The organism is Fodinisporobacter ferrooxydans, assembly GCF_022818495.1.
Taxonomy (GTDB): Bacteria; Bacillota; Bacilli; order Tumebacillales; family MYW30-H2; genus Fodinisporobacter; species Fodinisporobacter ferrooxydans.
This window is the reverse complement of record NZ_CP089291.1, coordinates 1,272,501-1,297,424: the sequence shown is the minus strand read 5'-3', so window position 1 is coordinate 1,297,424 and position 24,924 is coordinate 1,272,501. Positions and strand designations below refer to the sequence as shown.

General features: G+C 43.8%; 25 protein-coding genes and 1 rRNA gene. 3 read left to right on the top strand and 23 right to left on the bottom strand.

Features of this window, described 5'->3' with window-relative positions; translation table 11 throughout:
- Nucleotides 1-22: 22 nt before the first annotated feature.
- The 8 genes from purR to yabG form a co-directional block, all read right to left on the bottom strand.
- Nucleotides 23-871: a pur operon repressor gene (gene purR / locus LSG31_RS06105; RefSeq protein ID WP_347438498.1), complete on the bottom strand. Its 849-nt coding sequence runs from the start codon at nt 869-871 to the stop codon at nt 23-25.
- A 106-nt stretch (nt 872-977) separates the two neighbouring features.
- On the bottom strand, nt 978-1,832 hold the full coding sequence (gene ispE / locus LSG31_RS06100) for a 4-(cytidine 5'-diphospho)-2-C-methyl-D-erythritol kinase (protein WP_347438497.1): 855 nt from the start codon (nt 1,830-1,832) through the stop codon (nt 978-980).
- Between the two features lie 43 nt (nt 1,833-1,875).
- Nucleotides 1,876-2,709, bottom strand: a complete 834-nt coding sequence (locus tag LSG31_RS06095) for a hypothetical protein (protein WP_347438496.1) — start codon at nt 2,707-2,709, stop codon at nt 1,876-1,878.
- Between the two features lie 322 nt (nt 2,710-3,031).
- Entirely contained in the window at nt 3,032-5,680 is a 2,649-nt protein-coding gene (cphA, locus tag LSG31_RS06090; protein ID WP_347438495.1) for a cyanophycin synthetase, read from the bottom strand.
- Entirely contained in the window at nt 5,680-6,522 is an 843-nt protein-coding gene (locus LSG31_RS06085) for a cyanophycinase (RefSeq protein WP_347438494.1), read from the bottom strand. Before LSG31_RS06085 ends, cphA begins: the two co-directional genes overlap by 1 nt.
- Before the next feature lie 188 nt (nt 6,523-6,710).
- A complete protein-coding gene (locus LSG31_RS06080; protein WP_347438493.1) occupies nt 6,711-6,899 on the bottom strand; it encodes a small, acid-soluble spore protein, alpha/beta type in 189 nt (62 codons plus the stop codon).
- 156 nt (nt 6,900-7,055) lie between these two features.
- Nucleotides 7,056-7,334, bottom strand: a complete 279-nt coding sequence (gene veg / locus LSG31_RS06075; RefSeq protein ID WP_347438492.1) for a biofilm formation stimulator Veg — start codon at nt 7,332-7,334, stop codon at nt 7,056-7,058.
- A 115-nt stretch (nt 7,335-7,449) separates the two neighbouring features.
- Nucleotides 7,450-8,310, bottom strand: coding sequence for a sporulation peptidase YabG (yabG, locus tag LSG31_RS06070; protein ID WP_347438491.1), 861 nt, complete (start codon nt 8,308-8,310; stop codon nt 7,450-7,452).
- Between the two features lie 168 nt (nt 8,311-8,478).
- Here yabG and LSG31_RS06065 point away from each other — a divergent pair, with 168 nt between their 5' ends.
- A complete protein-coding gene (locus tag LSG31_RS06065) occupies nt 8,479-9,273 on the top strand; it encodes a glycosyltransferase family 2 protein (protein WP_347438490.1) in 795 nt (264 codons plus the stop codon).
- A gap of 94 nt (nt 9,274-9,367) precedes the next feature.
- Here LSG31_RS06065 and LSG31_RS06060 read toward each other — a convergent pair whose 3' ends face one another.
- The 5 genes from LSG31_RS06060 to metG form a co-directional block, all read right to left on the bottom strand.
- A complete protein-coding gene (locus tag LSG31_RS06060; RefSeq protein WP_347438489.1) occupies nt 9,368-10,315 on the bottom strand; it encodes a DHH family phosphoesterase in 948 nt (315 codons plus the stop codon).
- Nucleotides 10,316-10,474: 159 nt separating this feature from the next.
- The gene (rsmA, locus tag LSG31_RS06055) at nt 10,475-11,356 is read right to left on the bottom strand and encodes a 16S rRNA (adenine(1518)-N(6)/adenine(1519)-N(6))-dimethyltransferase RsmA (protein WP_347438488.1); all 882 of its coding nucleotides are present in this window, start codon (nt 11,354-11,356) and stop codon (nt 10,475-10,477) included.
- 27 nt (nt 11,357-11,383) lie between these two features.
- Entirely contained in the window at nt 11,384-11,929 is a 546-nt protein-coding gene (gene rnmV, locus LSG31_RS06050; protein WP_347438487.1) for a ribonuclease M5, read from the bottom strand.
- Nucleotides 11,930-11,962: 33 nt separating this feature from the next.
- The gene (locus LSG31_RS06045) at nt 11,963-12,742 is read right to left on the bottom strand and encodes a TatD family hydrolase (RefSeq protein ID WP_347438486.1); all 780 of its coding nucleotides are present in this window, start codon (nt 12,740-12,742) and stop codon (nt 11,963-11,965) included.
- Nucleotides 12,743-12,761: 19 nt separating this feature from the next.
- Nucleotides 12,762-14,792 (bottom strand): methionine--tRNA ligase, encoded by a 2,031-nt coding sequence (metG, locus tag LSG31_RS06040; protein ID WP_347438485.1) that lies wholly within the window; start codon nt 14,790-14,792, stop codon nt 12,762-12,764.
- 530 nt (nt 14,793-15,322) lie between these two features.
- On the opposite strand from metG, the gene LSG31_RS06035 reads away from it, so the two are divergent.
- Nucleotides 15,323-15,589, top strand: a complete 267-nt coding sequence (locus tag LSG31_RS06035) for an AbrB/MazE/SpoVT family DNA-binding domain-containing protein (RefSeq protein WP_347438484.1) — start codon at nt 15,323-15,325, stop codon at nt 15,587-15,589.
- 112 nt (nt 15,590-15,701) lie between these two features.
- Here the strand turns inward: LSG31_RS06035 and rsmI are convergent, their stop codons facing one another.
- From rsmI to LSG31_RS05990, 9 genes are all read right to left on the bottom strand, one after another.
- The gene (gene rsmI / locus LSG31_RS06030; protein ID WP_347438483.1) at nt 15,702-16,628 is read right to left on the bottom strand and encodes a 16S rRNA (cytidine(1402)-2'-O)-methyltransferase; all 927 of its coding nucleotides are present in this window, start codon (nt 16,626-16,628) and stop codon (nt 15,702-15,704) included.
- Nucleotides 16,601-17,374, bottom strand: a complete 774-nt coding sequence (locus LSG31_RS06025) for a tRNA1(Val) (adenine(37)-N6)-methyltransferase (protein WP_347438482.1) — start codon at nt 17,372-17,374, stop codon at nt 16,601-16,603. The genes rsmI and LSG31_RS06025 overlap by 28 nt, the downstream gene beginning before the upstream one ends.
- Before the next feature lie 108 nt (nt 17,375-17,482).
- A complete protein-coding gene (gene yabA, locus LSG31_RS06020) occupies nt 17,483-17,821 on the bottom strand; it encodes a DNA replication initiation control protein YabA (RefSeq protein ID WP_347438481.1) in 339 nt (112 codons plus the stop codon).
- A 77-nt stretch (nt 17,822-17,898) separates the two neighbouring features.
- Entirely contained in the window at nt 17,899-18,582 is a 684-nt protein-coding gene (locus tag LSG31_RS06015) for a PSP1 domain-containing protein (protein WP_347438480.1), read from the bottom strand.
- Entirely contained in the window at nt 18,554-19,555 is a 1,002-nt protein-coding gene (holB, locus tag LSG31_RS06010; protein WP_347438479.1) for a DNA polymerase III subunit delta', read from the bottom strand. Before holB ends, LSG31_RS06015 begins: the two co-directional genes overlap by 29 nt.
- Nucleotides 19,556-19,567: 12 nt before the next feature.
- Nucleotides 19,568-20,014, bottom strand: coding sequence for a YaaR family protein (locus LSG31_RS06005; RefSeq protein WP_347438478.1), 447 nt, complete (start codon nt 20,012-20,014; stop codon nt 19,568-19,570).
- A gap of 33 nt (nt 20,015-20,047) precedes the next feature.
- A complete protein-coding gene (locus LSG31_RS06000) occupies nt 20,048-20,377 on the bottom strand; it encodes a cyclic-di-AMP receptor (RefSeq protein WP_347438477.1) in 330 nt (109 codons plus the stop codon).
- A gap of 49 nt (nt 20,378-20,426) precedes the next feature.
- Nucleotides 20,427-21,062: a dTMP kinase gene (gene tmk, locus LSG31_RS05995; RefSeq protein ID WP_347438476.1), complete on the bottom strand. Its 636-nt coding sequence runs from the start codon at nt 21,060-21,062 to the stop codon at nt 20,427-20,429.
- A gap of 36 nt (nt 21,063-21,098) precedes the next feature.
- Nucleotides 21,099-22,571, bottom strand: coding sequence for an aminotransferase class I/II-fold pyridoxal phosphate-dependent enzyme (locus LSG31_RS05990; RefSeq protein ID WP_347438475.1), 1,473 nt, complete (start codon nt 22,569-22,571; stop codon nt 21,099-21,101).
- A gap of 275 nt (nt 22,572-22,846) precedes the next feature.
- Between LSG31_RS05990 and LSG31_RS05985 the strand changes: the two genes are divergently transcribed.
- Complete coding sequence (locus LSG31_RS05985) at nt 22,847-24,238, top strand: NAD-dependent malic enzyme (protein ID WP_430734268.1); 1,392 nt, start codon at nt 22,847-22,849, stop codon at nt 24,236-24,238.
- A 197-nt stretch (nt 24,239-24,435) separates the two neighbouring features.
- On the opposite strand, the gene rrf is transcribed toward LSG31_RS05985, so the two are convergent.
- A 5S ribosomal RNA gene (rrf, locus tag LSG31_RS05980) occupies nt 24,436-24,552 on the bottom strand.
- Between the last annotated feature and the right edge of the window lie 372 nt (nt 24,553-24,924).

The window sequence follows — 24,924 nt, the reverse complement described above, 5'->3', positions numbered from 1 at the left end:
AACATTTGTACGTATTCTATATTTATTGCTGAATATTTCCTAAAACATTATTTTCATAATTCTTCGAAAAATAATTGCCCAATTCTATCTCGACATTCCGCGCGAATTCATCCACTTTCGATAATCGGGCAACCGATACATAGTTGCTCACAAGTTTTGTTTCCGGTTCTGCTGTTTCCATAAAAACCCCTACACCAACAACTTCCGAACGAAACTCCTGTAGAAGCTCAATCATTCCCTTTGCGGTGCCACCCGCTTTCATGAAATCATCGACAATTAAAACACGGGAATGTTCAGGCATAGAACGTCTCGATAGGGACATTGTCTGGATGCGCCGACCGGAGCCGGAAACGTAGTTAATACTGACGGCAGACCCTTCTGTCACACGTTGATCTCTTCGAACGACAACCGTCGATACATGTAAATATCGACTCGTTGCAATGGCGAGAGGAATCCCTTTTGTTTCCACTGTCATAACGACATCCACTTGATGTTTGCCAAATCGTTCGGCAAACATTCTGCCTGCTCGATCCAAGATATCCGGTCTGCCCAAAACATCCGTCATGTATAGATAACCACCTGGCAAAACCCGATCACCAGTCGCCAATTCCCGACCTAATCCCTTTACAAACGAGACTGCCTCTTCATTGCTGATACCGGGAATGAAGCGCACACCACCAAACGCCCCTGCTTGTGTTTCCAGCGTTCCTTTGCCTTCCATTTCAAGAACCTCTCGAATGATGCCAAGATCTTCACTTAGTGATGATTTTGCCGCTTCAAACCGCTTCGCCAAGTCTGTCAGAGAAATGATTTGATACGGATGAGTCAATAACTCTTCCGTAATCCGTACAATCCTTTCGCTTCTTCTCATTAACAAGACTCACCTCAATAGAAATCCGAACATAATAGTCCAATTGTATCATTTCCTTCGTATTTTTACCAACAATGAATAAAAATATCCTTGGATTCGTTGATTTTTACCAACAGCGGGTTAAAAATACATCTCTTGAATATCCTCGTATTGCATGATAGATTCGAACAGCCTTCGCCTCGCGATCTGTGATGGCGAAAACCGTTGGCCCGCTTCCCGACATCAATACACCTGGTGCTCCAAATTTCAAGAACTGGTTTTTCAAAACTGCAACTTCCGGATGCATTTCGAACGTCACCGATTCCAATACGTTTCCGAGACAACCGGAGATTTGTTGAATATCCCCCGATTTTAAAGCATGAATCATCCCAATTGCCGATGGGTGATCGGCAATTGATTGGATATTCAACTTTCGATATACTTCAGCTGTAGATACGGAAATCGGCAATTTGGCCAGAATCACCCAAAAATTCGGTTGTATCGGCAGATGTTCCAGTATTTCTCCTCGACCTCGCGCAACAGCCGTACCGCCTCGAATGCAAAACGGAACATCCGATCCGATCGAAGCTCCCACATTCTCAAGTTCTTCATATGTTGCGCCCAATTGCCACAATTGATTTAACCCTCTCAATGTTGCTGCGGCATCGCTCGATCCCCCTGCTAATCCGGCCGCAACAGGGATCTTCTTCTCAATATGCACGTGAATGCCCTTATGGATAGCAAATTCCCGTTTGATCAATTCTGCTGCTCGATAGACCAGATTCCGATCGTCTAAAGGGATATATGGCATATTGCAGGTCAACACGATTTCATCTCGTTCCCGTTCTTGAAATACCAGGCGATCATACAAATCCACCGTCTGCATGATCATTTCCACTTCATGATATCCATCGGAACGTTTATATTTCACATCGAGGGTGAGGTTGATTTTTGCTTTCGCTTTTTCGATCAGCAACCTCATCTACCTACTTTCCCATCATTTTTCTAGTGCGTGTTCAGTGCATTTATGCATGCGAATGCGGCCCCTGTTTAATCGTCTGCAGGATCTGGTCTTCCGTCATCGTATTCGCAAACGTATACGTGCCCAGTTGTATTGTACGATCCAATTGCTGAGTCTCCATTTTTTGATTAAATTCGGCCCCGTTTTTTATTAGATGATTTTTCAATAAAAAATCGGTGAGATCTTGTGTACCCATGCCTTGTTGCATGGTGAAAGTAATAGCCCCGCTTGCTGCAACATCATGAGAGCTCCCAGGCTGTGTTGCTGCGCCAGATGCGGCAGCGACAGCAGAATTGGCTCCTCCCAGATCTTTCATCAAATTCTGCTCTTGCGCTACCGTCAACAGGACATATCCATGATCTTTTGCATACTGCTGAATATTCAGATTTGTGGGCAGAAATCTACCAACCAGAATGCCCAATCCCAATACAAAAACGGCAGCGACCACTCCAATCGCTTTCCTGCTTCTCTTGTATTTTAGAAAAGGCCTTGAATGAATCGATAGAATACCCGCTACTTGCCAAATTCCACGCTCGTAATATAGCCGCACATCCACAAGGACTTTTGCAACTTCACAGCGAATCAGCAGGCTGCTTGTCCCATTTCGAGTCATTTCGGTAGCAATCACTTCCCCGGAACGAATCGCAAGTATAAGCAATTTCCTTGCTTCTTCATTTTGCTCGGGAAATGACTCTATTTCTTGCCGCAAATATATACAAAGATCTTTGGAAATCGCACTGTCCTGTATTTGCTCATATCCCAACTCTTTACATGCCTTTGTAAATGAATGATAAAGAACGGATTGCAATAAAGGATTTCTGGTAAAGGACTGGTCCATAAATCCATCGATGCCTCCTTACTCAAGATTATTAAATACGTCTGCAACTCCAACACTATGTATCATTTTCATACATCCACTATAGATTAGCATATTTTCAACAAAGGATAGCAAATTCTACATCTGTTTCCTTATGATTCTACATGGTTTGATTTGTTTCTGTCTAATCCTTTTTATGCATTCATTGACAGATTCATACAACAAACGAATATTGAATTTGTTTCGTACACTATGGAGCGGAAAGTTGCCGTACAATGTATTCATAAAACATTTGCAAAGCAACGCAAAAAGAGGCGCCATGTAGGGCGCCCCTTTTTATAAGTTATACTTGACTCGCTGATACAGTCTCAATCGGTGAAACATCCTCCAAACTTTCCACCTGTACAGCTTTCCAATTTTCCAGAACCTGTTTGACTGGCTGCAATTTTTCGTAAAAGATTACGACAAGTTCCCCCGGAATCATTTCACGAATCGCTGTATCCAAAGCCTCACATTCATTATAAATGACTTTGCATTCCCGGTACGGTACGAATTGTTGGACAACTTCAAATAGGATCGAGGCAATTTCCCCGCGTTCCCGTCCCCGTGTATCTATATCTTCTTTAATCAGCAATTTATGAAATCCTTCGGCAGCCACACGAGCGGATGCTTCCACAATTGCGTTACTTCGATCGCCAGGAACACCGACAACACCTGTAATTCGGCGTCCCTGCAGCTGACCTGCCATTTTGCAAATGGCTTTAAAACTATCCGGATTGTGTCCATAATCCACCAATACATACCCTTTGTTGACCTTATAGAAATTGGCCCGTCCCGGGTTGTTGGAAAACGTGCCAAGAGCTTGCGCAATCTTTTCCCGAGTGATCCCTTGAGCCCGGCAAGCTGCCGCCGCCGCCAATCCGTTGGCGATATGGAATTGTGCCAAACCATACATGGTGACGGGAATTTCTCCCGCATGCATGATTTTCCATTGAACACTGCCTGATGCTTCTACCAGCCAATCTCCATCTTTATAAAAGCATGTGCCGCCGATGGATAGGTGCCTCTTTACAACCGGATGATCCTTATCCAAGCTAAAATAAACGATGGTTTGCTGTTTCAATCGTTTGGCCAAAGCCGTTAAATTGGGATCCTCCGCATTTAAAATAACCGTACCGCCAGATCTCACCCGTTCTGCCACCAAGGATTTAATATGCACCAAATCTTCAATTTCCTCGATGCCGTCTTGACCGATATGATCAGGTGAAATATTTGTAAGAACGGCAACGTCTGCCCAATCATATCCCAGACCGGATCGAACAATTCCGCCACGCGCCGTTTCCAAAACAGCGATCTCGACACTTGGATCTTCAAGGACAATACGGGCACTGCGCGGTCCGGTCGTATCGCCTTTGGCAATTCTTTCTCCGTTGATATAAATCCCATCGGTTGTTGTCATTCCAACTGTTTTGCCAGTCACATTCTGCATGACATGTCCAATCATGCGTGTCGTTGTCGTTTTTCCGTTTGTTCCTGTAATCGAAACAGTCGGAATTCGTGCGGGAGTTCCTTTGGGGAATAAAGCATCCACCACCGCTCCCGCTACATCTCGTTTTTCACCAATACTCGGGAAATGATGCATGCGGATTCCCGGTGCCGCATTGACTTCAATAATCGCTATAGATTGACAGTCAATTGACTTTGTGATATCCTCCGCAACCAGGTCGATGCCGCATACATCCAATCCGATCACCCGTGCGGCACGTTCTGCCATTTTGCGAATTTCCGGATGGATCTCATCTGTAACATCAATGGCAATTCCGCCTGTACTTAAATTTGCACTTTCACGCAAATATACAATTTCCCCTGCCTTCGGGATATCTTGTAATCGCCGTCCATGTTTTGTCAAATAACTGACGACTACAGGATCAATCATAATTTTCGTCAATGGCTTTTCATGATCGACGCCGCGCTCCGGCTGTTCGTTTACGATTTCAACCAATTGGCCAATGGAATGAATGCCATCGCCAATGACATGCGCGGGTATCCGCTCCGATCCGGCAATCAGTTTGCTGTTTACGAGCAGGAGACGATAGTTTCGCCCCGGATAAAATTGCTCGACTACAGTTTCATTTCCATATTGCTGTGCAATCTGAAACGCCCGTCTCACATCTGACGTTGTCTCTAATTGCGTCGAAACACCTTTACCCTGGCTGCCAGAAAGTGGCTTAACGACAACCGCTGCCTGCAAAGATGCGAATATTCGCATTGCCTCCTCTTCCGAGCGGGCAATTCCACCAGCGGGTACAGGTATGGCTGCCCGTTCCAGCAACGTCTTGGTAAGTTCTTTATTTGATGCGATATCAACAGCAATACAACTGGATTGTTCAGTAATTGTCGCCTGAATTCGTTTTGCATAACAACCCGTTCCGAGTTGGACAAGGGAATCATGATTCAATCGATACACCGGGATTCCGCGCTGCCCGGCCGCCTCCACAATCGCCCTTGTACTGGGTCCCAGCTCAGATTCACAAGCAATGCGTTTCGCTTTCTCAATTGCTTCATAAAGCGGATATTCATATCCATGGAGTAATGCTTCGACAAATTTTACAGCCACTTGCAAAAGAAATTTGGTCGCTTCTTCCGCTTTATTCTCTACGATTACATCATAAATGCCAGGTCCCCCTGCATAAAGAGTTTTGCCAAAGTGCGCAGGGAAACCGGCATATTCCGTTAATTCCAAACAGACGTGTTCAACAATATGTCCAAAATATGTACCTCCATATAGACGTTCGATAAATCCTCCGGGTTTTCCCTTCGCACAATGATGATTATGCACACCTGGGAGAGCCTCTAATAAACGCTCGATAAATCCTGGAAATTCGATACTTTCTTTCTCTGTTAATTCCTCCAAATGTAATCGCATGACGATTACAGGTTTATATATATAAATATTCGGGCCTGGAATCGACCGAATCTCAGCGATTCTCATCACTTCAACTCCCTGTTACCTTCTCTTTTAGAATCCTCATCCCCATCTAAAATGGGCATTCGATCTCGTAAATGAAATCGGTATCCGGCAGGCAAAATATGCAGTTTTATTCCACACAAAGCCAGATCGTCATCTTTTCTTAAATGGGGCAGATTCGAATACACCAAGCTTCCAGCGTCTACTACACTGACCGCTCCATCACCAATCACCCGGAAGGATAGACCCTCTACCACAACCGCTGTATTTTCGTCAATACCTAACCCGAGATGATGGGGATATTGGGCAACTGCCGATAATAATCTGCCTAGACGACCTCTTTGTGCGAAATGCTGATCAATTACAACACCACGAATAAACTCCATTCCTGGCGCCATGTCGACAATACCGATTTTCGGATTGGTTTCCCCGGTTCCTTCTACAATCATCGTACTGCTCATCATGGATGCACCGGCACTTGTTCCAGCCAATACCATGCCTTTTTCCAAGCCTTTGTGTAATGCCGCATCAATTTGCGTTCCTCCAAGCAATGTCGTGATGCGGATTTGATCGCCTCCTGTAAAAAACACACCTGTTGCATTTTCAATTTGCTGGACAGCACTTGGAGAATTGGCAGCATCCCGATTGGAAACATCGAGCACCCGAACATCTTCAACCCCAATTCTCTGAAACACTTCAATATACTGATTCCCTACTTCGATCGGCAATTCAGTCGCAACGGTTATCACTAAAATTCGAGCATGTTTGCTCCCTGAGAGCTTGACGAATTCTCGCAGAATATCACAATTTCCTTTTTTGTCTTCAGCTCCTCCAATGATCACTAATGTTCCCTCTACTTGGCTCAAATCCAAACGTGCCCCCTTAGGGAATAAGCTAAATTCTCTTTGTCAATACGACATGAATAAAAGGTAAAACAAAAAATAAAAAGCTACTATAAAGCGTTGCCATCTTGCCTCAAAATATGCATCCGATATACGCTAAAAAAGGGGCTTACCCTTTTTGATAAGCCCCTTACGCCTTTAGGAGAATCCATCTATGTGTTCGATTGGGATTGCTCCGCAAGCGCGCGTTCCGCCAATTCAATGGCGCGTTTCACCATGTTACCGGCTTCCCTTGCTCGAATGCCACCCCAACCTTCTTGCTGCACGGTATCATAGAATCCCAAATCCTTGGCCAGTTCAACTTTAAATTGTTCTGACATGATTCCTCGACGTCGTGCCATTCCGATTATCATCTCCTTTAGAAATTGGCGTATGGGAATAGCATGTCCATTTGCAGTCAAAATAAAAAGACGCCTTTTCCAAGACGTCTTGTTTTAAAACTCGACACAGGAGTGCCGATCCATATTCAGTATACACAAAGTTGTGAAAACGTACGTTTAATGCTCTACATAGGTGATGCGAATATGTCCACCATTATCCTTGCAAACCGTTAATTCCACAGTTTCCGTAAGGATATCGGCGTAACTGTAGGAAACTCGTTTAAAGGAACTGTCCGATTGGTCAAGCTTCACTACAAAGACTGAGGGATATGTCTCTTCAAGTACTCCAGTGCGTTCGATCGTCTTTCGGCGGCCACCGTTGGCGCGTAACATAATCTTCTCACCAACAAAGCCCTCAAGATTACGTTTGATTTCGCTTAGTGCGTTTTTTGACACACACACCACCTCTTTCCACGTAAAATTATAGCATGTGAGATAGTATGTGTCAAACGAAACAAAATATTATAACAACTGAATGATTTTTTTGTCAATGGTCCTTTATGCCCAAAATTTAATACGGTGAGCGCGGCAAGCCGATTCGATACTTGCCTCTCGATTCGATTCCACCCAAACCGTCTGTACCTGTAATCGTCGATTTAACGACATCGAAAATATTTACCGTTTGGTTAATGGGTGTAAACGCAATTTTTTGCGCAATCAATACCGGATCAAGAGCATGAATCAAAATTCGATGCGGGGAGCTTGCAAAATTGGCACCGGCACCTAGCAGCGCTTCATAATGAGACTGGCAGGCGCCTGCAAAAATGACAAGATCATCAAAACTTCGTTCGAATTTTCTGGCGATTTTTACTGCTTTTATAAAATGTTCTGAATTTCGGTAATTATATACATTGCTTAAATCCTGCCCTTTTCGTAAAACACCATCGTGCCCCGTCAAAATTAAAATATCAGGGCTATAGACTTCCAGCAACTCCAATAAATGTATGGCCATCTCTGACTCTTGAACATGATGCCCGACTGCCCGGATTCCCAATTCCCCATATACTTTCAAACATTTATTCAAATATTCTCCATCACCGTCTAAATGGAGAACTTGACCGGGCCGCTCGAAAAAATCTTCTACTCCTCGGTATTTGCTTTCAATTTTTAATGCACGTTTTTCATGCTCCAACAACCGTTCCTGACGAATGACCCGTAATGTATCGCTCTCCTCTTTTCTGTACGGGGCCTGGTATAAAGCCCGATCCGCTTGCGTAACGATCTCAAGATCTTCTAATGGTGCATCCGCCATTAGCCGAACATCAATGCCTTTGAGCGTAGCAGACTCAGAAGTCTCATCGATTTCGACAATGCGAAAACATAAGTCCCTGCCGTATGACTTCCGCACTACTACGTCCCCTGTCTGCCACATGTCTGTTCCCCCAATCTTTCCACTTCAACCATATCGATACGATGTTCAAAAGGGCTTCTGTGATTGAACCATCGCAAAGATAGGCTGTAGGCAGATTTACAGGCAGTGTATGTATCACGGTGCAAAATGGTGCGTGTATCCATAAGATGCATGGAGGGGGTGTTATGTTTGTATGCTGTCATTCCCGCCTGGAACGAAGCTGCACGTATTGATCGCGCGATTGCGACGGTAAAACGTGCCGGCTGTAAGCATATTCTTGTTGTTGCCAATGGCTGTACGGATGATACCGAAACGATTGTTAGCGAACTGCAGCAGAAAGACGCAACGATTGATCTCCTCTCGTTCCCCTTTCGCTTAGGTGTTGATGTGCCGCGGGCAATCGGCAGTCAGTATGCTCTGCGAAAAGGGGCCAATTATATATTGTTTTACGATGGAGACCTGGTCGGACACATGGACGATACGTTAGCGACGCTTTTGCATACAGCAGTTGCTTTTCATTTGGACTTGGCTCTTTGTGATTGCTACGGAGTTCATTTTCAAAATACGGAAAATGATCTGCTATTAAAAAAACGCCGGGAAATTGCAGAAGAATTGCACATGTTTCGGCAAATCGGCTACGCAAATCCCGCACATGGCCCTTCCGTTGTTTCCGCCCGTTTGATTCGTCGCATTCCCTTATGTGATCTTGCCCAGCCGCCGATCGTATTGGCAAAAGCGGGCTTGTTGCGCATGCATATTGACGCACCTGTACATGTTCCGCATATACGATTGGGTTCCGCTTTTAAAGATCCGGAACACACAAAGAAGATTCGCGATACGATCATTGGAGATTGCCTGGAAGCATTGCATATTCTGCGGGGAAAACCTCGAAGTCGAGTATTTGGAGATCATGCATTTGATGGATATCATCAAGAGAGAAGATTCGACATAATTAAACAGATACAAATTCAACACGATTCATAAAAACTGCAAAGGGTTGTTTGATGATCGACGGTCGTCTCGCCTAAATGCCTGCATTCTTTCGGCGAGGCCGCCGCCACTTTGTACGAACCGCTGCTTATGACCGTTCGGCGAGAACTTCTTGAAACGTATCGAGGACAGATTGTAAAATTCCATCCAAATTTCCTTGGGAACGATATCCCGCAAACAAAGAATATCCCCACACCAATTTCGTATCAATATCTTTGACACGCTTTAGAATATCTGCCGCATGCAATCCGCATTGTTCGATTAAATCATGCCGAAGATACATTCGAATTTCGATATCCGACTGATTGGTATATCCGACTACGCTCACATCAGCACCTAAATCAAATAAAGCTCGTGCTGCAAATGTTGGAATATTCGTATGAATTTGTGTGACCAAGATCTCATAACCCTCAATTTCTACATGCCGGGCCTGTAGTGCAGCTTGGATGATTGCTTTGCGGTCTTTCCGTTCATCGACTACATACAACGACTGTACATCCTCATAGGTCAATTTTGCCGCTTCCAGCAATTCTCCAAAGGTTTGAAAAGCCTCTGCATCACCTTTATGAAAATTGATCGTATCTGTCATAATACCTGCACATAATGCAAGAGCAACATCTCGATCAATCGGGATGCCTGCTTTTTTAAACATGCGATATACAAGTTGACTTGTCGATGATGCGGTGCCGTCATATAAGGCACTTTCTGCTGCATGCAATAATGTATTGGTAGGGTGATGATCGATTAATAAAAATTTTGCAGGCATACAATCCGTTAACTGAGCAGCATTTGCCGTATCTACCACGATGACATGCTGAAAATTCGAAAGATCCGGCTGTATAACAATGGTTGTCCGCAATGTATCCAATAATCCTTTTGCATGTGCGGCTACGCGTTTGGGGACGCCAATCGTTCCATCCAAATATTTTGCAAGTGCATACGCTGCACCAACAGCATCGCTATCCGCATGATCATGACACAGGATCAATGCATTTGCTCCTTGAATTGTAACCAATCGTTGCAAAAACAAATCCATTCTTTTTATGACACCATCCTTTGGCGGATGCCGTAACCCCTACAAAATAGAAACCAACAGGCTATGTAACAAGAATAGCTGGTTTCTTTCATCTTTGCCACATATTTTATTGGGCAAAGATGTCTCAGTACTTTCCTCAAATAGACTGCAGATCCGCTCTTACAAATGCTGCTTATAGTTATAAATGGTATTCGAGAGGTTTGCAAAATCCTGTAAAGAAAGCGTCTCTCCTCGTTGTCTCAGATCGATATGCACTGCAGCAAGTATATCCTGTATCTGCTCCTTCGTAAGAGTGAGGAACGGAGTATGTAACAAATTATTCACCAATGTCTTTCTGCGTTGCGCAAAACTTGCTTTCACCACTTGAAAAAATAAAGCCTCATCCTTTAGATGTACGCTAGGCTTTGACAACACCTGCAATTGAATAACGGTCGATTCAACATTCGGCGGCGGCATAAACGCAGAAGGCGGCACTTTGCATACAATGGCAGGTCTTGTATAGTATTGGACAGCTATGGAAAGAGCTCCATAATCTTTTCCTCCCGGTTTTGCGGCCATGCGTTCGGCAACTTCTTTTTGTACCATTACGACAATGGAATGCAATGGCAAACGCTCTTCCAACAAACGCATGACAATCGGTGTCGTGATATAATACGGTAAATTTGCAACAACGCTTACCTTCCGCCCTTGAAACCATGTTGCAAAAATCTGTTTTAAATCGACATCTAACACATCCCCATGTTCCACATGAACATTGGAGTACGTTTGAAGTGTATCAAATAAAACAGAAATCAAGCGGTCATCTTTTTCGATTGCTACCACTTGACCGGCATGTTCCGCTAATTCTTGTGTCAACGTGCCGATTCCAGGGCCAATTTCCAGAACCCCTTCTTCGCTGGAAACTGCTGCTGCATCAATAATTTTCCCCAATATGTTGGCATCAATCAAAAAATTTTGCCCCAATTGTTTCTTCAATGAAAATCCATGCCGTTCGATCACTTGTTGTGCAAACGCCGGATGGACCAACCGTTGTTTTGACATCGTTTTCGTAACCTTTCCGGTCATGATTCAAGCAAGTTGCTTCAGACAATCTGCCAGTGCCGTTTCAAACTCTTCCCGACCGACACCGAGCATGTTCAGCTTTTTCCAAAAACTTTTGGCATTCCCGTATCCGATTCCCAATCGTTCTCCTAACATCTTGCGCAACTGGCCGGAGTAGGATTGCCCATTTAAGCCGTATTCAACCATTTCATCCCATGTAAACTCTTCGCGCCCGCCTTCCCATTCGCTGCGAACTTCTTGCAAAGCCCGTTGTATGGCAGCCGGAGAGGCGTTCTCAACACCGAGATCACCGTTTTTTATCGCCTGCTCCCTTGGCAGAAACGCATGCTTGCAACCGGGTACACGCCTGCTTACAATTCTGCGAATCCGCTCCCCGGCATAATCCGGGTCTGTCAGGATAATCACGCCCCGTTGCTGCTGTGCCCGTTCTACCAGCTTCAGAAACGATTCTGAAACAGCCGAACCATTGCTGATCAGTACATCTGCATGTACGGCCCGATCAATCGCTTGTTTGTCATGCAGGCCTTCGACAACAATGACTTCACGAATCAAAATATCTCACCCATCTCTGCATCGATCCAATCCTTATTCAACGATCTTCGCAAACAACCTTCCGGCATTTGCCGTTGTAATTTCTGCGATTTGTTCAAGCGTCATGCCGCGGATTTCCGAAATTTTTTCGGCTACAAATCTTACATGCGCAGGTTCATTCCGCTTCCCCCGATACGGTTCCGGTGTCAGCCAAGGCGCGTCTGTTTCGATCAGCAAGCGTTCGATTGGAATGTGTGCCGCCACTTCCCGCGGACGTTTCGCATTTTTAAACGTGACGGGTCCGCCAAAGGATATATAAAAATTCATATGAATACATTCTTTTGCCATTTCCAAACTTCCGGAAAAACAATGCATAATGCCGCCGATGTCTTCTGCTTTTTCTTCTTTCAAAACTGTGACAATATCCCCATGTGCATCTCTGTCATGGATAATGATCGGCAAACGGCATGCTTTGGCAAACTGGATTTGCCTGCGAAACACTTGCTGCTGCACTTCCCGCGGAGAATTGTCGTAATAATAATCCAGACCGATTTCTCCAATCGCCACAACTTTGGGATCCTTCACCCACTGTTCCAATTCCGAAAAATAGCGTTCCGTCACATCTTTCGCATCGTGAGGATGGAATCCGACGGCCGCATAGAGCATGGAATGGGTTTGCGCAAGCTCCATCGCCCGCAAACAGGAGTCATAATCATATCCCGGAACAACGACGAAAGAGACGCCTTGGGAGGCGGCATGTTCCAATACCGCCGCAAGATCGTCTTGAAATTTGGGATCATTCAGATGGCAATGGGTATCAAATAACCGTATCATTGTTCGAACTCCTTGACTTCTATTTGACTTTCGCTCCCAATGGGATACCTGCAGGTACTGTCGCCAGTACCAATTGATCCCCTTCCGATGCTGCCAAAATCATTCCATTCGATTCGACTCCGCGCAATTTTACCGGTTTTAAATTGGTAACGACAATGACTTTTTGACCGATTAATTGTTCCGGCTGATAATATTTTGCGATTCCTGAAACGACTTGACGTGTCTCCGCTCCCAAATCCAACTGCAATTTTAATAATTTATCCGCTTTTTCAATTTTCTCTGCGGCAATCACTTCCGCCACCCGAAGTTCTACTTTGGCAAAATCATCAATGGAAATCATTGATTGTTCTGCGTCTGCAGCTTCTGAGACGTTCTTGATCTTTGCTTCTTCCCCTTGATTCTGAGTTAGTGCTTGATTCCCTGCCGTTGCCTCAGACATTCCCTGGTTCTCCTTTTTATCTGTTAATGCATGAATTTCTTCTTCCACATCGAGTCTTGGAAAAAGAGGAGCGCCCTTTGCCACCCGCTTCCCGTCACTCCTCAGTCGTCCAAATTCCTTCGTGCTCTCCCAAGTCGTATCTTCCCCTGCTTCAATACCCAATTGCAGCCACATTTCTTTTGGGCACTGTGTCATGAATGGCTGGAGTACGATACTGACAATGCGTAATGATTCTACCAAATGATACAAAACGGTCTGCAAACGTTCCTGATTCTCAGGGTTCTTCGCCAACACCCATGGTGCAGTTTCATCAATATAACGATTGGTGCGGTGGACAAACTGCCAAATCGCCGTCAACGCGTTGGAAAAATGCATTTGATCCATTGCCTCTTCCACTTTTTGAATGGTTTCTTGTGCAACGGAACGTAAATTTGCATCTACTTCTGACAGATCGTAACAGGCCGGCAATGGACCACCCGTATATTTTTCAACCATTGCTACCGTACGATTCAGCAAATTGCCCAAATCGTTCGCCAAATCGAAATTTAACCGATGCAAAAGCGATTCATGTGTATACACGCCATCCGCTCCAAAAGGAATTTCCCGCAATAAGAAATAGCGAATGGCATCACAGCCATATCGATCGATCAATACATTCGGATCGATCACATTCCCTTTCGACTTTGACATTTTGCCGTCTTTCATTAAAAGCCATCCATGTGCAAACACTTTTTTGGGCAATGGCAAATCCAATGCCATTAACATAATCGGCCAGTATATGGTATGAAAACGTACGATTTCTTTTCCGACTACGTGCACATCCGCAGGCCAAAACTTTTGAAACTTTTCCTCCAGCTCTTCGTCATCCGAGAGATATCCTAATGCGGTAATATAGTTTGTCAGGGCATCCAGCCACACATACACGACATGCTTTGGATCGTTCGGCACTGGAATTCCCCATGCAAAGGTCGTTCGCGACACACACAAATCTTCGAGCCCCGGTTTTATAAAATTATTGATCATTTCGTTTTTTCTTGAAGCAGGTTGAATAAAATCAGGATTCGCCTCATAATATTCCAGCAATCGATCGACATAATGGCTCATCCGGAAAAAATAACTCTGTTCTTTGACCCATTCGACAGGTCTGCCGCAATCCGGACATTTCTGATCGGGCGCTTGCCGTTCTGTCCAAAAAGATTCACAAGGTGTACAATACAATCCCTCATATTCGGAAAGATAAATATCCCCTTGGTCAAGAAGTTTTTGAAAAATCTTCTGAACCACCGTTTTATGCCGAGACTCTGTCGTACGAATGAAATCATTGTAGGAAATATCCAGACGGTCCCACAACGCACGAATGGTAGACACGATGTCATCGACAAATTGTTGCGGCGTTTTCCCTGCTTCTTCTGCCCGTCTTTCAATCTTTTGTCCATGTTCATCTGTCCCTGTCAAAAACCAGGTGTCGTAGCCCCTTAACCGCTTATAGCGAGCCATGGCGTCACAGGCAACCGTCGTATAGGCGTGGCCGATATGGAGCTTGTCACTGGGGTAATAAATCGGCGTCGTAATATAAAACGTGTTGTTGTTTGAATGAACTCCTTGTCCCATTTCATATCCCTCCAAAGCATATAAAAACCTCTGCATCCCAGCCGGGACGAGAGGTCTAACTCACGTGGTACCACCCTGCTTCACTTTCCAAAACATCCTTTATCCTCAGATATTGTCCACAGTATATCTTCTGGCACTCTGTTTTGGATTTTCATAGGTACTCTTTCCTTGCACCGCATCTCGTATCTAGTTTAAATCCCATAATTTCAAATCCCATATTCAATGCCGAAGCATACAAATGAAATGGAACGATAGCAAAATGAACGTATTCGACATCTAAGCTGTCTCTATATAATGAGAGTATCGAAAAAAACCTAAAAACACAATCTCCAATCCTGCCTAATCTCAATCCTGCTTAATCAAATGTTTACCAAAAAATATGTCTAATTATACTTAAAGGTTCAAAAAAATTCAAACCAGTAAATTCCTATTTACAACACTGTAAAAAGTGTTGACTATTATGGGAATGATTGGTACAATGATTTCAGCGGATTTTGTCGAAATTTGTAGAAATAAGGGAGAGAAAATAAATGAAATCAACGGGTATTGTACGTAAAGTCGATGAATTAGGTCGTGTTGTAATTCCGATCGAATTACGCCGCACGTTAGGAATTGCTGAAAAAGATGCATTGGAGATTTTTGTCGATGGTGATCGTATTATCTTGAAAAAATACGAACCTGCTTGTATCTTTACCGGCAATGCTGAAAATCTTGTTTTCTATAAAGGAAAAATGGTGAGTAAAGAAGCGATTAAAGAATTGACAGATTTACTGAACAATCCAGTGATTGCTGAGTAATTTTTTTCAATTTATTGATTGCAGAACGAATTTTGACTACTTTTTGGACATCCTCTTAAAGAATTCGGGCACCCTCCATTTTTTAGGGGGATGCCCGTTGTCGTATTGCTTGCTACGTATTTTTGTGTACCGCCTGATACACATCTCGTTTCGAAAGGCCCCGCAGTTTCGCTACTTCTTTTATTGCTTCTTTTTGATCTCGTCCATTTCTTATTAATAATTCGACATGATCCGACAAATTCAGATCTTTCCACCATGCGAGATCTTCCAATTCTGTTTCCAACTCTTGCTGTGTAATCCCCCGCACCAAAATCACATATTCTCCTCGCGGTTCATTCCTATTCAAAAAATCTAGCAAGTCACTAAGTTTTCCACGTGTAAACGCCTCGTAGCGTTTGGTCAATTCTCTTGCCAGCACCGCATCCCGATTCGTAAAAACAGACTCCATGTCTTGCAGCACCTGTTTAATTCGATGAGGAGATTCATAAAAGATCAGTGTTTCTTGATGTGTTCGCAACTGTTCCAAGCGGTCGAATCGCTGTTTCTTCTCCCGCGGTAAAAATCCAATAAACGTAAAAGATTCAGTATTCAAACCGGATGCAATCAGACTTGTGATCGCAGCACATGCGCCTGGTATGGCGACAACCGGAATCTTCTCCTCAATGGCAAGCTGCACAAGATCACTTCCGGGATCGGAAATACCGGGGGTTCCTGCATCTGTCACCACTGCAACAGACTGTCCGTCCAATAATGCACGGACCAATTGTACACCTTGTTGCCGCTTGTTATGTTCATGATAGCTAATCAGTTTAGGTCCTTCGATCGAAAAATGATTCAGCAGTTTTTGTGTTTGCCGAGTATCCTCCGCCGCAAGGATGTCAACACTTCGCAACGTTTCCACCGCACGATATGTAATATCTGATAAATTCCCTATCGGTGTGGCGACAAGATACAATATGCCCACACCATCCTCGCCAGCATAGCTATATACTTCTTCGATCGATACAATCTCTATATCTTCTCCATCTGATTTTGCCATGCAGCAACCCCCCCTGAATAAATTCTTTCAATTTCCGGATGATACTCTCCATTTTCTTTATGTACAAGTAACGGCGGATCGATAACAAGATCCGGTTTACCACCCCGAATTCCTTCCACCAACAGCATATTCGGTCTTGCATGCAGCTTAGGATGTACCATACGCATGCGTTTGGGTTCCACGCCGACTCCTCGCATATGTGAAAGTATATCTGTCAAACGATCCGGTCTATGCACAATGGCTACTTTTCCTCCAAATCGTACAAGTTTAGCTGCTGATTGGAGGATCTCCAAAAGGTTACAATGGATTTCGTGTTTTGCCGCTGCTACATAATGATTCGGGTTCTGGTCCCCTTCACCTACTGGCCGATATGGAGGATTACAAGTAACAACATCAAAAATCCCATGTCCCAATTGATCCGGCATCGTTCGCAGATCTCCCTCAATCACCTGAATTTTGTCAGTTAAATCATTCAACTGCACACTGCGCATTGCCATATCTGCTAATCGATGTTGAATTTCCACAGCGGTAATTTTTAAACATTCAAAACGAGTAGTCAATAGCAAAGGGATAACTCCATTGCCTGTTCCCAAATCGATAACGGTATCCCGCCTTCTGACAGTAACGAATCTCGCCAATAAAACTGCATCCATGGAGAACGAGAATACTTCCTTGCTTTGGATGATTCTTCTGCCTGCGGTCATTAAATCATCAATGCGTTCTCCTTCATATAACATGATTTTCATTCGCCTTTGCACCTAACCTTGTTGATTCAATTTATGACTCTATTTTAGCATCCCCACAAGAAACGCCTGACCCTTTTGGGTCAGGCGGTATTTTGCAAAATTGACATATTACTTATTTAAAAAGGAGAGGCAAAACAGGCAATCTCCTTCTGTTCGCAAGCTCCCATATTGGACATTGCAAACATGAAAACCTTCATGGTACAGCCTTGCAAGATTATCATAACCTTCTCCGTGAATCATTCCACGCTGTTCCAGTTCATCACCTGAGGATTTTGCCGGTTCACTCGTTTCCAAGCGTTGCCGAAGATGTTCGTTTTCCATGGTTAATGTTTGATTTTCTTCCAGCAATTCAACAATCTTCTTTTTGAGACTGCCCAACTCCTGGTAAAACTCCCCCAAGCGCTCTTCCAGTTGGGCAACTTGTTCAAAGACTGACTGCTTATCCATGGAACCTCCCCCATCTATCCACAATCCTCATGCCTTCTGCTGTACATCTTGCAATTGTAACTATTCGATTACTTTCATTAATATCCTTTATATAAAAAGAGCGACTCTTTTATATTCTCTTCATCATACGCATCTGATTCAAATTTCAGACAGCACATCAAACGGCCACATAATCCGGAAATCTTCGCCGGATTTAAAGACAAATTTTGATCTTTCGCCATTCGAATAGAAACAGGATCAAAATCACCCAACCAAGAGGAACAACACAACACTCTGCCACACGGACCAATACCGCCCAATAGCTTGGCTTCGTCTCGCACACCAATCTGTCTTAACTCAATTCTTGTACGGAATACTGCAGCCAAATCTTTTACGAGTTCACGAAAATCAACTCTACCTTCTGCAGTAAAATAAAAAATAATTTTGTTCCGATCAAACGTATATTCCACATCAACCAATTTCATGATCAAGCTGTGTTCCCGAATCTTTTCCTGGCATATGCCGAATGCCTCTTTTGCATCCGATTTATTGATTTCCACTTGTATCCGATCCTGCTCTTCAGCAATTCGCAATACGCTCTTTAACGGCAATACAACATCCTTTTCCGTTACACTTCGTTTTCCAACAACAACATTACCGAACTCCACACCCCGTGCGGTTTCTACAATAACGGAATCCCCTTGCTGAACTTCAAGCTCTCCCGGATCAAAATAATAGATTTTACCTGCCTTCTTAAATCGCACCCCTACTACTGTATACATGTTTCACCTCCTGTAACCGCAAAATCATATGTTCAAACGCCAACTGTACATTCACGTTGTATTGCAATCGGTCTTTTGTCGTAATGACAGTAACGAGCATGTTCGTTATGGCATCAATCGAATAGAGAGATTCTTGCATTTGTAAACGCTGCAATTGTTGTTGAAATGCAAGATCATCGAAAACGCCCAGTTTCACATGCAAAAGATCACGGAACCACCACGCCAGACACTGCAGAAACAACGACAGTTCCGCTGGATCTGAATGAGATTTTATAACTTTTTCCTGTATTGTAAACAGTGGATTTCCCCTGTTATAAGTCAGATCTTCTGTTAATTGTAACACTACAGCTATCCATTCGGCAAACACATCAGATCCGGCCCATTTCCTGGCTTCATCAGTACTTTCCGCTATTTCAGCCAAAAGATCAACCTGATCTTTCGAAATTTGATTCCGCTCCAAATCCGCTCGGATTGCCTCTGAAGAAATCCGCTCAAAAGAAATTCGCTGGCACCTGGAAAGAATCGTGGGCAATACGGAAGATGGACTTTTTGCAATCAAAATGGCAACGACTGGAGAAACGGGTTCCTCAAGTACTTTTAAAAGGCTGTTCGCAGCTTCGGTCGTCATCGAATCGGCCCGATCCACAATGTAGATTTTATAGGATACATCCACAGATTTCAGAGACAGCAATTTTTGATGGCTCCGAATCTGATCGATTTTAATACTGGCACCTTCCGGATGAATTTCAATAATATCAGGATGATTTCCATTTAAGCATTTTCGACACGAAAGACATTCATTGCACGGTTTGTCTACAGAATTTTTACATAAAATTGCTCTTGCGAACATGCGGGCCATTTCCAATTTATACATGCCTTCTGGTCCAGTGAATAAATAGGCATGCGCTAAACGGTTGCTTTGAATCGCATGTTGCAAGAGAAACCCGGCTCGTCCTACTTTTGACCAGTCCATGCGCCCTAAACCTCACATATATAAATTGATCAATAATCCTCGAATTTCGCCAATTTTTTTAAGGATCTCCAATTGATCTTGCTCTCCCTTAATTAACTCAGAAGCCAGTTCTGACAAAAGATCGTCGATTTGACTGACAACATGATATATTTTCATTCTACCACGCCGGTCAAATCCTCGCTCTTCTTTTGTCGAATATCCATTTTTCACAACCTGTTCCAAAAATTTTTGAATCCGTTCTTTATACTGTTTTAAATCATTCCAAGCAAACCGTTTCTTTAATCGCTGCCCCATTTCATCAATCGAAACCAGGAGACGATCCAATTCTTCCTTTTGTAATTTTGAGCTGGCCTTGGAATACAGTTCGCGGAAAGACGAATGCGTTCCTTCCTGCAAGCGCTGATCTTCCCGCGTACCGATCCGCTCAACAACTGTGCGTAGACTTTCACCAATCTTCATATCTGCCCTCTTTATGTGTTCTCTGTACGCCGACTAATATTGTTCGAATTGTTCAACATCTAATACGAAGACAGTCGCTCCACCTACCTGTACGCTCACAGGAAAGGGCACATAGGATTCAATTTGATTGCCCATCGGTGACATGGGTGTAACCATTTGTTCTCTGGAACGGCCACTCTCTTTAATCATGTCCAATACTTCATCCAATCGTTCTTCCGCCACCCCAATTAAAAACGTGGTATTGCCAGACTTTAAAAATCCTCCGGTACTTGCCAGTTTCGTCGCACGAATGCCCGTCTTTACCAATCGATTCTGTAAACGCGTACTATCTTTGTCCTGAACAACAGCAATCACAAGTTTCACTCTACTCAAATCCTTTCTATAAAAAGATTACAAAGCAATACCTTGTGCATTAATTGAGAAACGTTGAAAAATCACTCCATATACTCTCAGCCACTATGTCTTTCGGCTGTTCACCGTCCAACACGACATACTGACTTCCGCGTTCCTTGGCAATCCGTAAAAATTGTTCCCGTACGCGATTGTGATAGGCAAGCGCACGCTGCTCGATTCGATCCAAATCCCCGCAAAACTCTGCCCGTTTTGCCCGTTGTATCCGCTTTAATCCTTCTTCCGGGCGAATATCCAGCAGATACGTACGATCCGGGCGCAAACAGTCTGTCGCAAATTCATTGATCATGCGTACATCGTCATGATGCAAACCAAGTGCTCCCTGATATGCAATACTCGCATCCATATAACGGTCGCAAATCACGACATATCCTTTTTGGAGTGCTGGCCGAATCACTTCCGCTACGAGTTGGGCTCGGGACGCTGCATACAACAAAGCTTCCGTTTTCGAATCCATATCTTTTGAGTCAGGGTTTAACAGCAATTCACGGATTTTATCACTAATGGCCGTTCCCCCCGGCTCTCTCGTTTTGATGTAATGTATGCCTCTTTTTTCAAGTTGTGCAGCCAATAGCTGCACTTGCGATGTTTTTCCTCCGCCATCCGGCCCTTCTATCGTTAGGAAAATACCTGGCAATGCAAGCCCTCCTCTTGCCGCTGTCTCGTACCTGCTTTACTTCTCCTCTATACAAACCGCAATTTGCGTTTTATTACTCCCGCCAAGCCCCTGAACATTCCCACGCTGTTGAATACACGAAAGAATTTTTTTGATCATGTGAGACTCAATGCGTTCCCCTGGGCATATGATCGGAATACCCGGTGGATAAGGCGCTACAAAGTGATAGGCAATACGACCGCAAGAACGCTCAATATTTACCCATTCCCAGTTTGAATCCTCGACTTCTCGCAGCCCTAATACCGGCTCCTTGACCGATGGTTGAAAGGGCAATAGAAAAGCATCATCGGATGAATGGGACATATCCGCTGTGGCAACGTCAAATCTGTCTAACCATTGATCCAGTGCATCGAGTGCTCGAAGCAGCTTTTCCATCATCCCTTTCGTATCTGCATAGCTTGCAACTGCAAGTAAATGATCAGGTGTAGCCATTTCGAAAAATATCCCATGATTCGTACGCAGCCATTCCTCCGCAAATGCAGGAGTACCTCGTTTCAATCGGAAAATGAGCTTGAATGGATCCCTGTCTTCCTTTCGCGGAACGAGCTGAATCCATTTCCAACGTTTTGCGGCTGCATGAAAATCCTGTAGTTGAGCCATCCCCCTGCTCAACAATCGCTCGCCTTCCATCGCCATAACATAGCGAGCAGCATCCAGAGAAGCCAGCAGCAGATAAGAAGGGCTGCTCGTTTGACTAAAGGACACATACTTCGCCAAACGCTGAAGATCTACTCCTTTTCCATTTACATGCAACATCGCTGTTTGTGTCAAGGATCCCAGCATTTTATGCGTACTTTGAACAACAAGATCAGCTCCTTGCACCAAAGCAGCATATTTGTGCAATTGCGGGTGAAAATGTAAATGTGCACCATGTGCCTCATCTACTAGTAAAATCATGCCTGCACGATGAACGATTTCTGCTATTTCCCGAATGGGTGAATAAATTCCCTGATAGGTCGGGCTTGTGATGAGCACGGCCTTTGCATCAGGATATTTTTGTATGGCCATTTCCACAGATTCTACAGGCACTGGACCTGCAGACTGTATATCTTTATCTATCGGCAAATCCATATACACGGGGTGAATGTTTCCCAATGTACATGCTTGTATCACTGATTTATGGAAATTACGTGCAACGATTAAGCGATCTCCCGGCTTGCAAGTGCTTAAAATCATCGCATAGTTTCCAGAAGTGCTTCCGTTCACCAAAAAGAATGTTTGTTCGGCGCCAAATGCTGCTGCCGCCAACTCTTGGGCCGTTAAAATGGAATCACTAGGAGCATGCAAATCATCCAGACCGGGTAATTCCGTTATATCTAGTTTTAATGCTGCATCCAACCAATTTCCAAATTCACTGACAACCCCCCGTCCCATTTTGTGTCCTGGGACATGAAACGGAACCGGGCGCTTTTGAACATGGCGAATGATCGCTTCCAATAGGGGGATACGGTTTTGATTCTCGTTCAGCATTCCATTTCCTCCATTCTGAAACAAGTTCGATACCCCTATAAAAAACTCCTTTTTCCATTAAAAAACTACTTCAATATATGATTACGCTAAATCATTCTACATACTCGTACACATACCTATTATTTCTGTATTTGTTGCTTATCGTACATTCTGTTAGAATGTATAAAAGTAACGTACTGTATTTTTGCATTCTTGCAAAATAAACTACCATCTTTAAAGATTCAATGGGATTAGGAGGATTTCCCTTGGCAATTCAAAATAGCGCGGGTTTAAGTCTGATTTTACGGCTTGAACTAGAGAATTCCATTACAACATTTGGACAAGTTGCTTCGGCAATTGGCGAAACTGGTGGCGATATTATTGCGGTGGACGTTATTCATGTGGGTAAATCTCATGTTACTCGAGATGTAACCGTTAACGTCTTTGATCGTGCACATGGGCAAAAAGTCGTAAAAGCTCTTGATTCCAAGCCCGGTATTAAAGTTGTCAACGTATCTGACCGTACCTTCCTAGTTCATATCGGAGGAAAAATCGAAGTTAACTCTAAAGTTCCTGTAAAAAATCGAGATGATCTATCAAGAGTCTATACACCAGGAGTTGCACGTGTATGCCAAGCGATTCATGAAGATCCAAGCAAAGCATACCAACTCACAATTAAACGAAATACAGTAGCTGTTGTATCGGATGGAACTGCTGTGTTAGGTTTGGGTGATATCGGTCCGGAAGCAGCAATGCCCGTTATGGAAGGTAAGGCCATGTTGTTTAAACAATTGGCCCAAGTTGACGCATTCCCGATTTGTCTTAATTCAAAAGATCCAGATGAGATCGTAGCGATTGTAAAAGCAATAGCTCCTGCCTTTGGCGGAATTAATCTGGAAGATATTTCTTCGCCTAGATGTTTTGAAATTGAAGAGCGTTTAAAGAAAGAATTGGATATTCCTGTTTTCCATGACGATCAACACGGAACAGCCGTTGTTTTATTAGCAGGATTGTTAAACGCAGTAAAACTTGTTGGAAAGAGATTAGAAGACTTAAAAGTAGTTGTCTGCGGAATCGGAGCCGCTGGCATTGCATGTACTCGAATGATCTTATCAGCAGGCGTTAAACAGGTGATTGGAGTTGACCGTGCCGGTATTATCAATCGAAATGAAGAATACACGAACAGTATGTGGACACATTACGCACAATTTACAAACCCTGACAATTTGACCGGAAGCCTTGCAGAAGCGATTCAAGGAGCGGATGTATTTATTGGATTATCTGGTCCTGGTGTACTTAAAATTGAACACGTAAAATCAATGGCCAAAGATCCAATTGTATTTGCGATGGCAAACCCTAATCCGGAAATCGATCCTGAAGACGCTGAGCCATATGTTCGTGTATTAGCGACTGGCCGGTCGGATTATCCGAATCAAATTAATAACGTTTTATGCTTCCCGGGAATTTTCCGTGGTGCATTAGATTCCAGAGCCACATGTATTAATGAGGAAATGAAGTTAGCAGCTGCGCAAGCAATTGCATCTGTTGTTTCTGATGAAGAACTGCATGAACAGTATATTATCCCGAGTGTTTTCAACAAAAAGGTCGTCAAAGCAGTACGTGATGCAGTCGTCAAAGCGGCGAATCGCACAGGCGTGGCACGCAAAGAAATACGAAATATTTTCTAATACGAATGAATCAAAAGCCTCTGGCACAAATGGGATTTCCATGTACCAGAGGCTTTTTAAACATCTTTTTAACTTTATATGATACACAAAATAGCTCAAGTAAAACTTGAATGCTGATTTTTGCGATTTACTGTAACAAATAAAAAAGCCGCTTCAACTTTCCGAGCGACTTCGATATTTCCAACTATTGTTTTTTCGCCTGGCAACGTCCTACTCTCCCAGGAGCCTGCGCTCCAAGTACCATCGGCGCTAGAGGGCTTAACGGTCGTGTTCGGGATGGGTACGTGTGTATCCCCTCTGCCATCATCACCAGACATCTGATTCTACTATAAGCTTCGAATTGCTGTGTCATTTCCCATCACTCGCTTCAGTCACGTACCAATACTGTACGCTCCTTCACTCGCTCCGGTCATTCCTTGCACTTCTCGCTTCTAGCGAATCATTTATTGAATCGCTTCGAACTACTGCGTCAGCATCTTTCGTTCCGTAAGTCACGTACCAAATACGTACGCTCCTTCCGTCACTCAAGCGCTTCCTTGTATTTCTCGCTTCTGATTCGACTCTATTTACTATAAGCTTCGAATTGCTGTGTCATTCCCATCACTCGCTTCAGTCACGTACCAATACCGTACGCTCCTTCACTTGCTCCGGTCATTCCTTGCACTTCTCGCTTCTAGCGAATCATA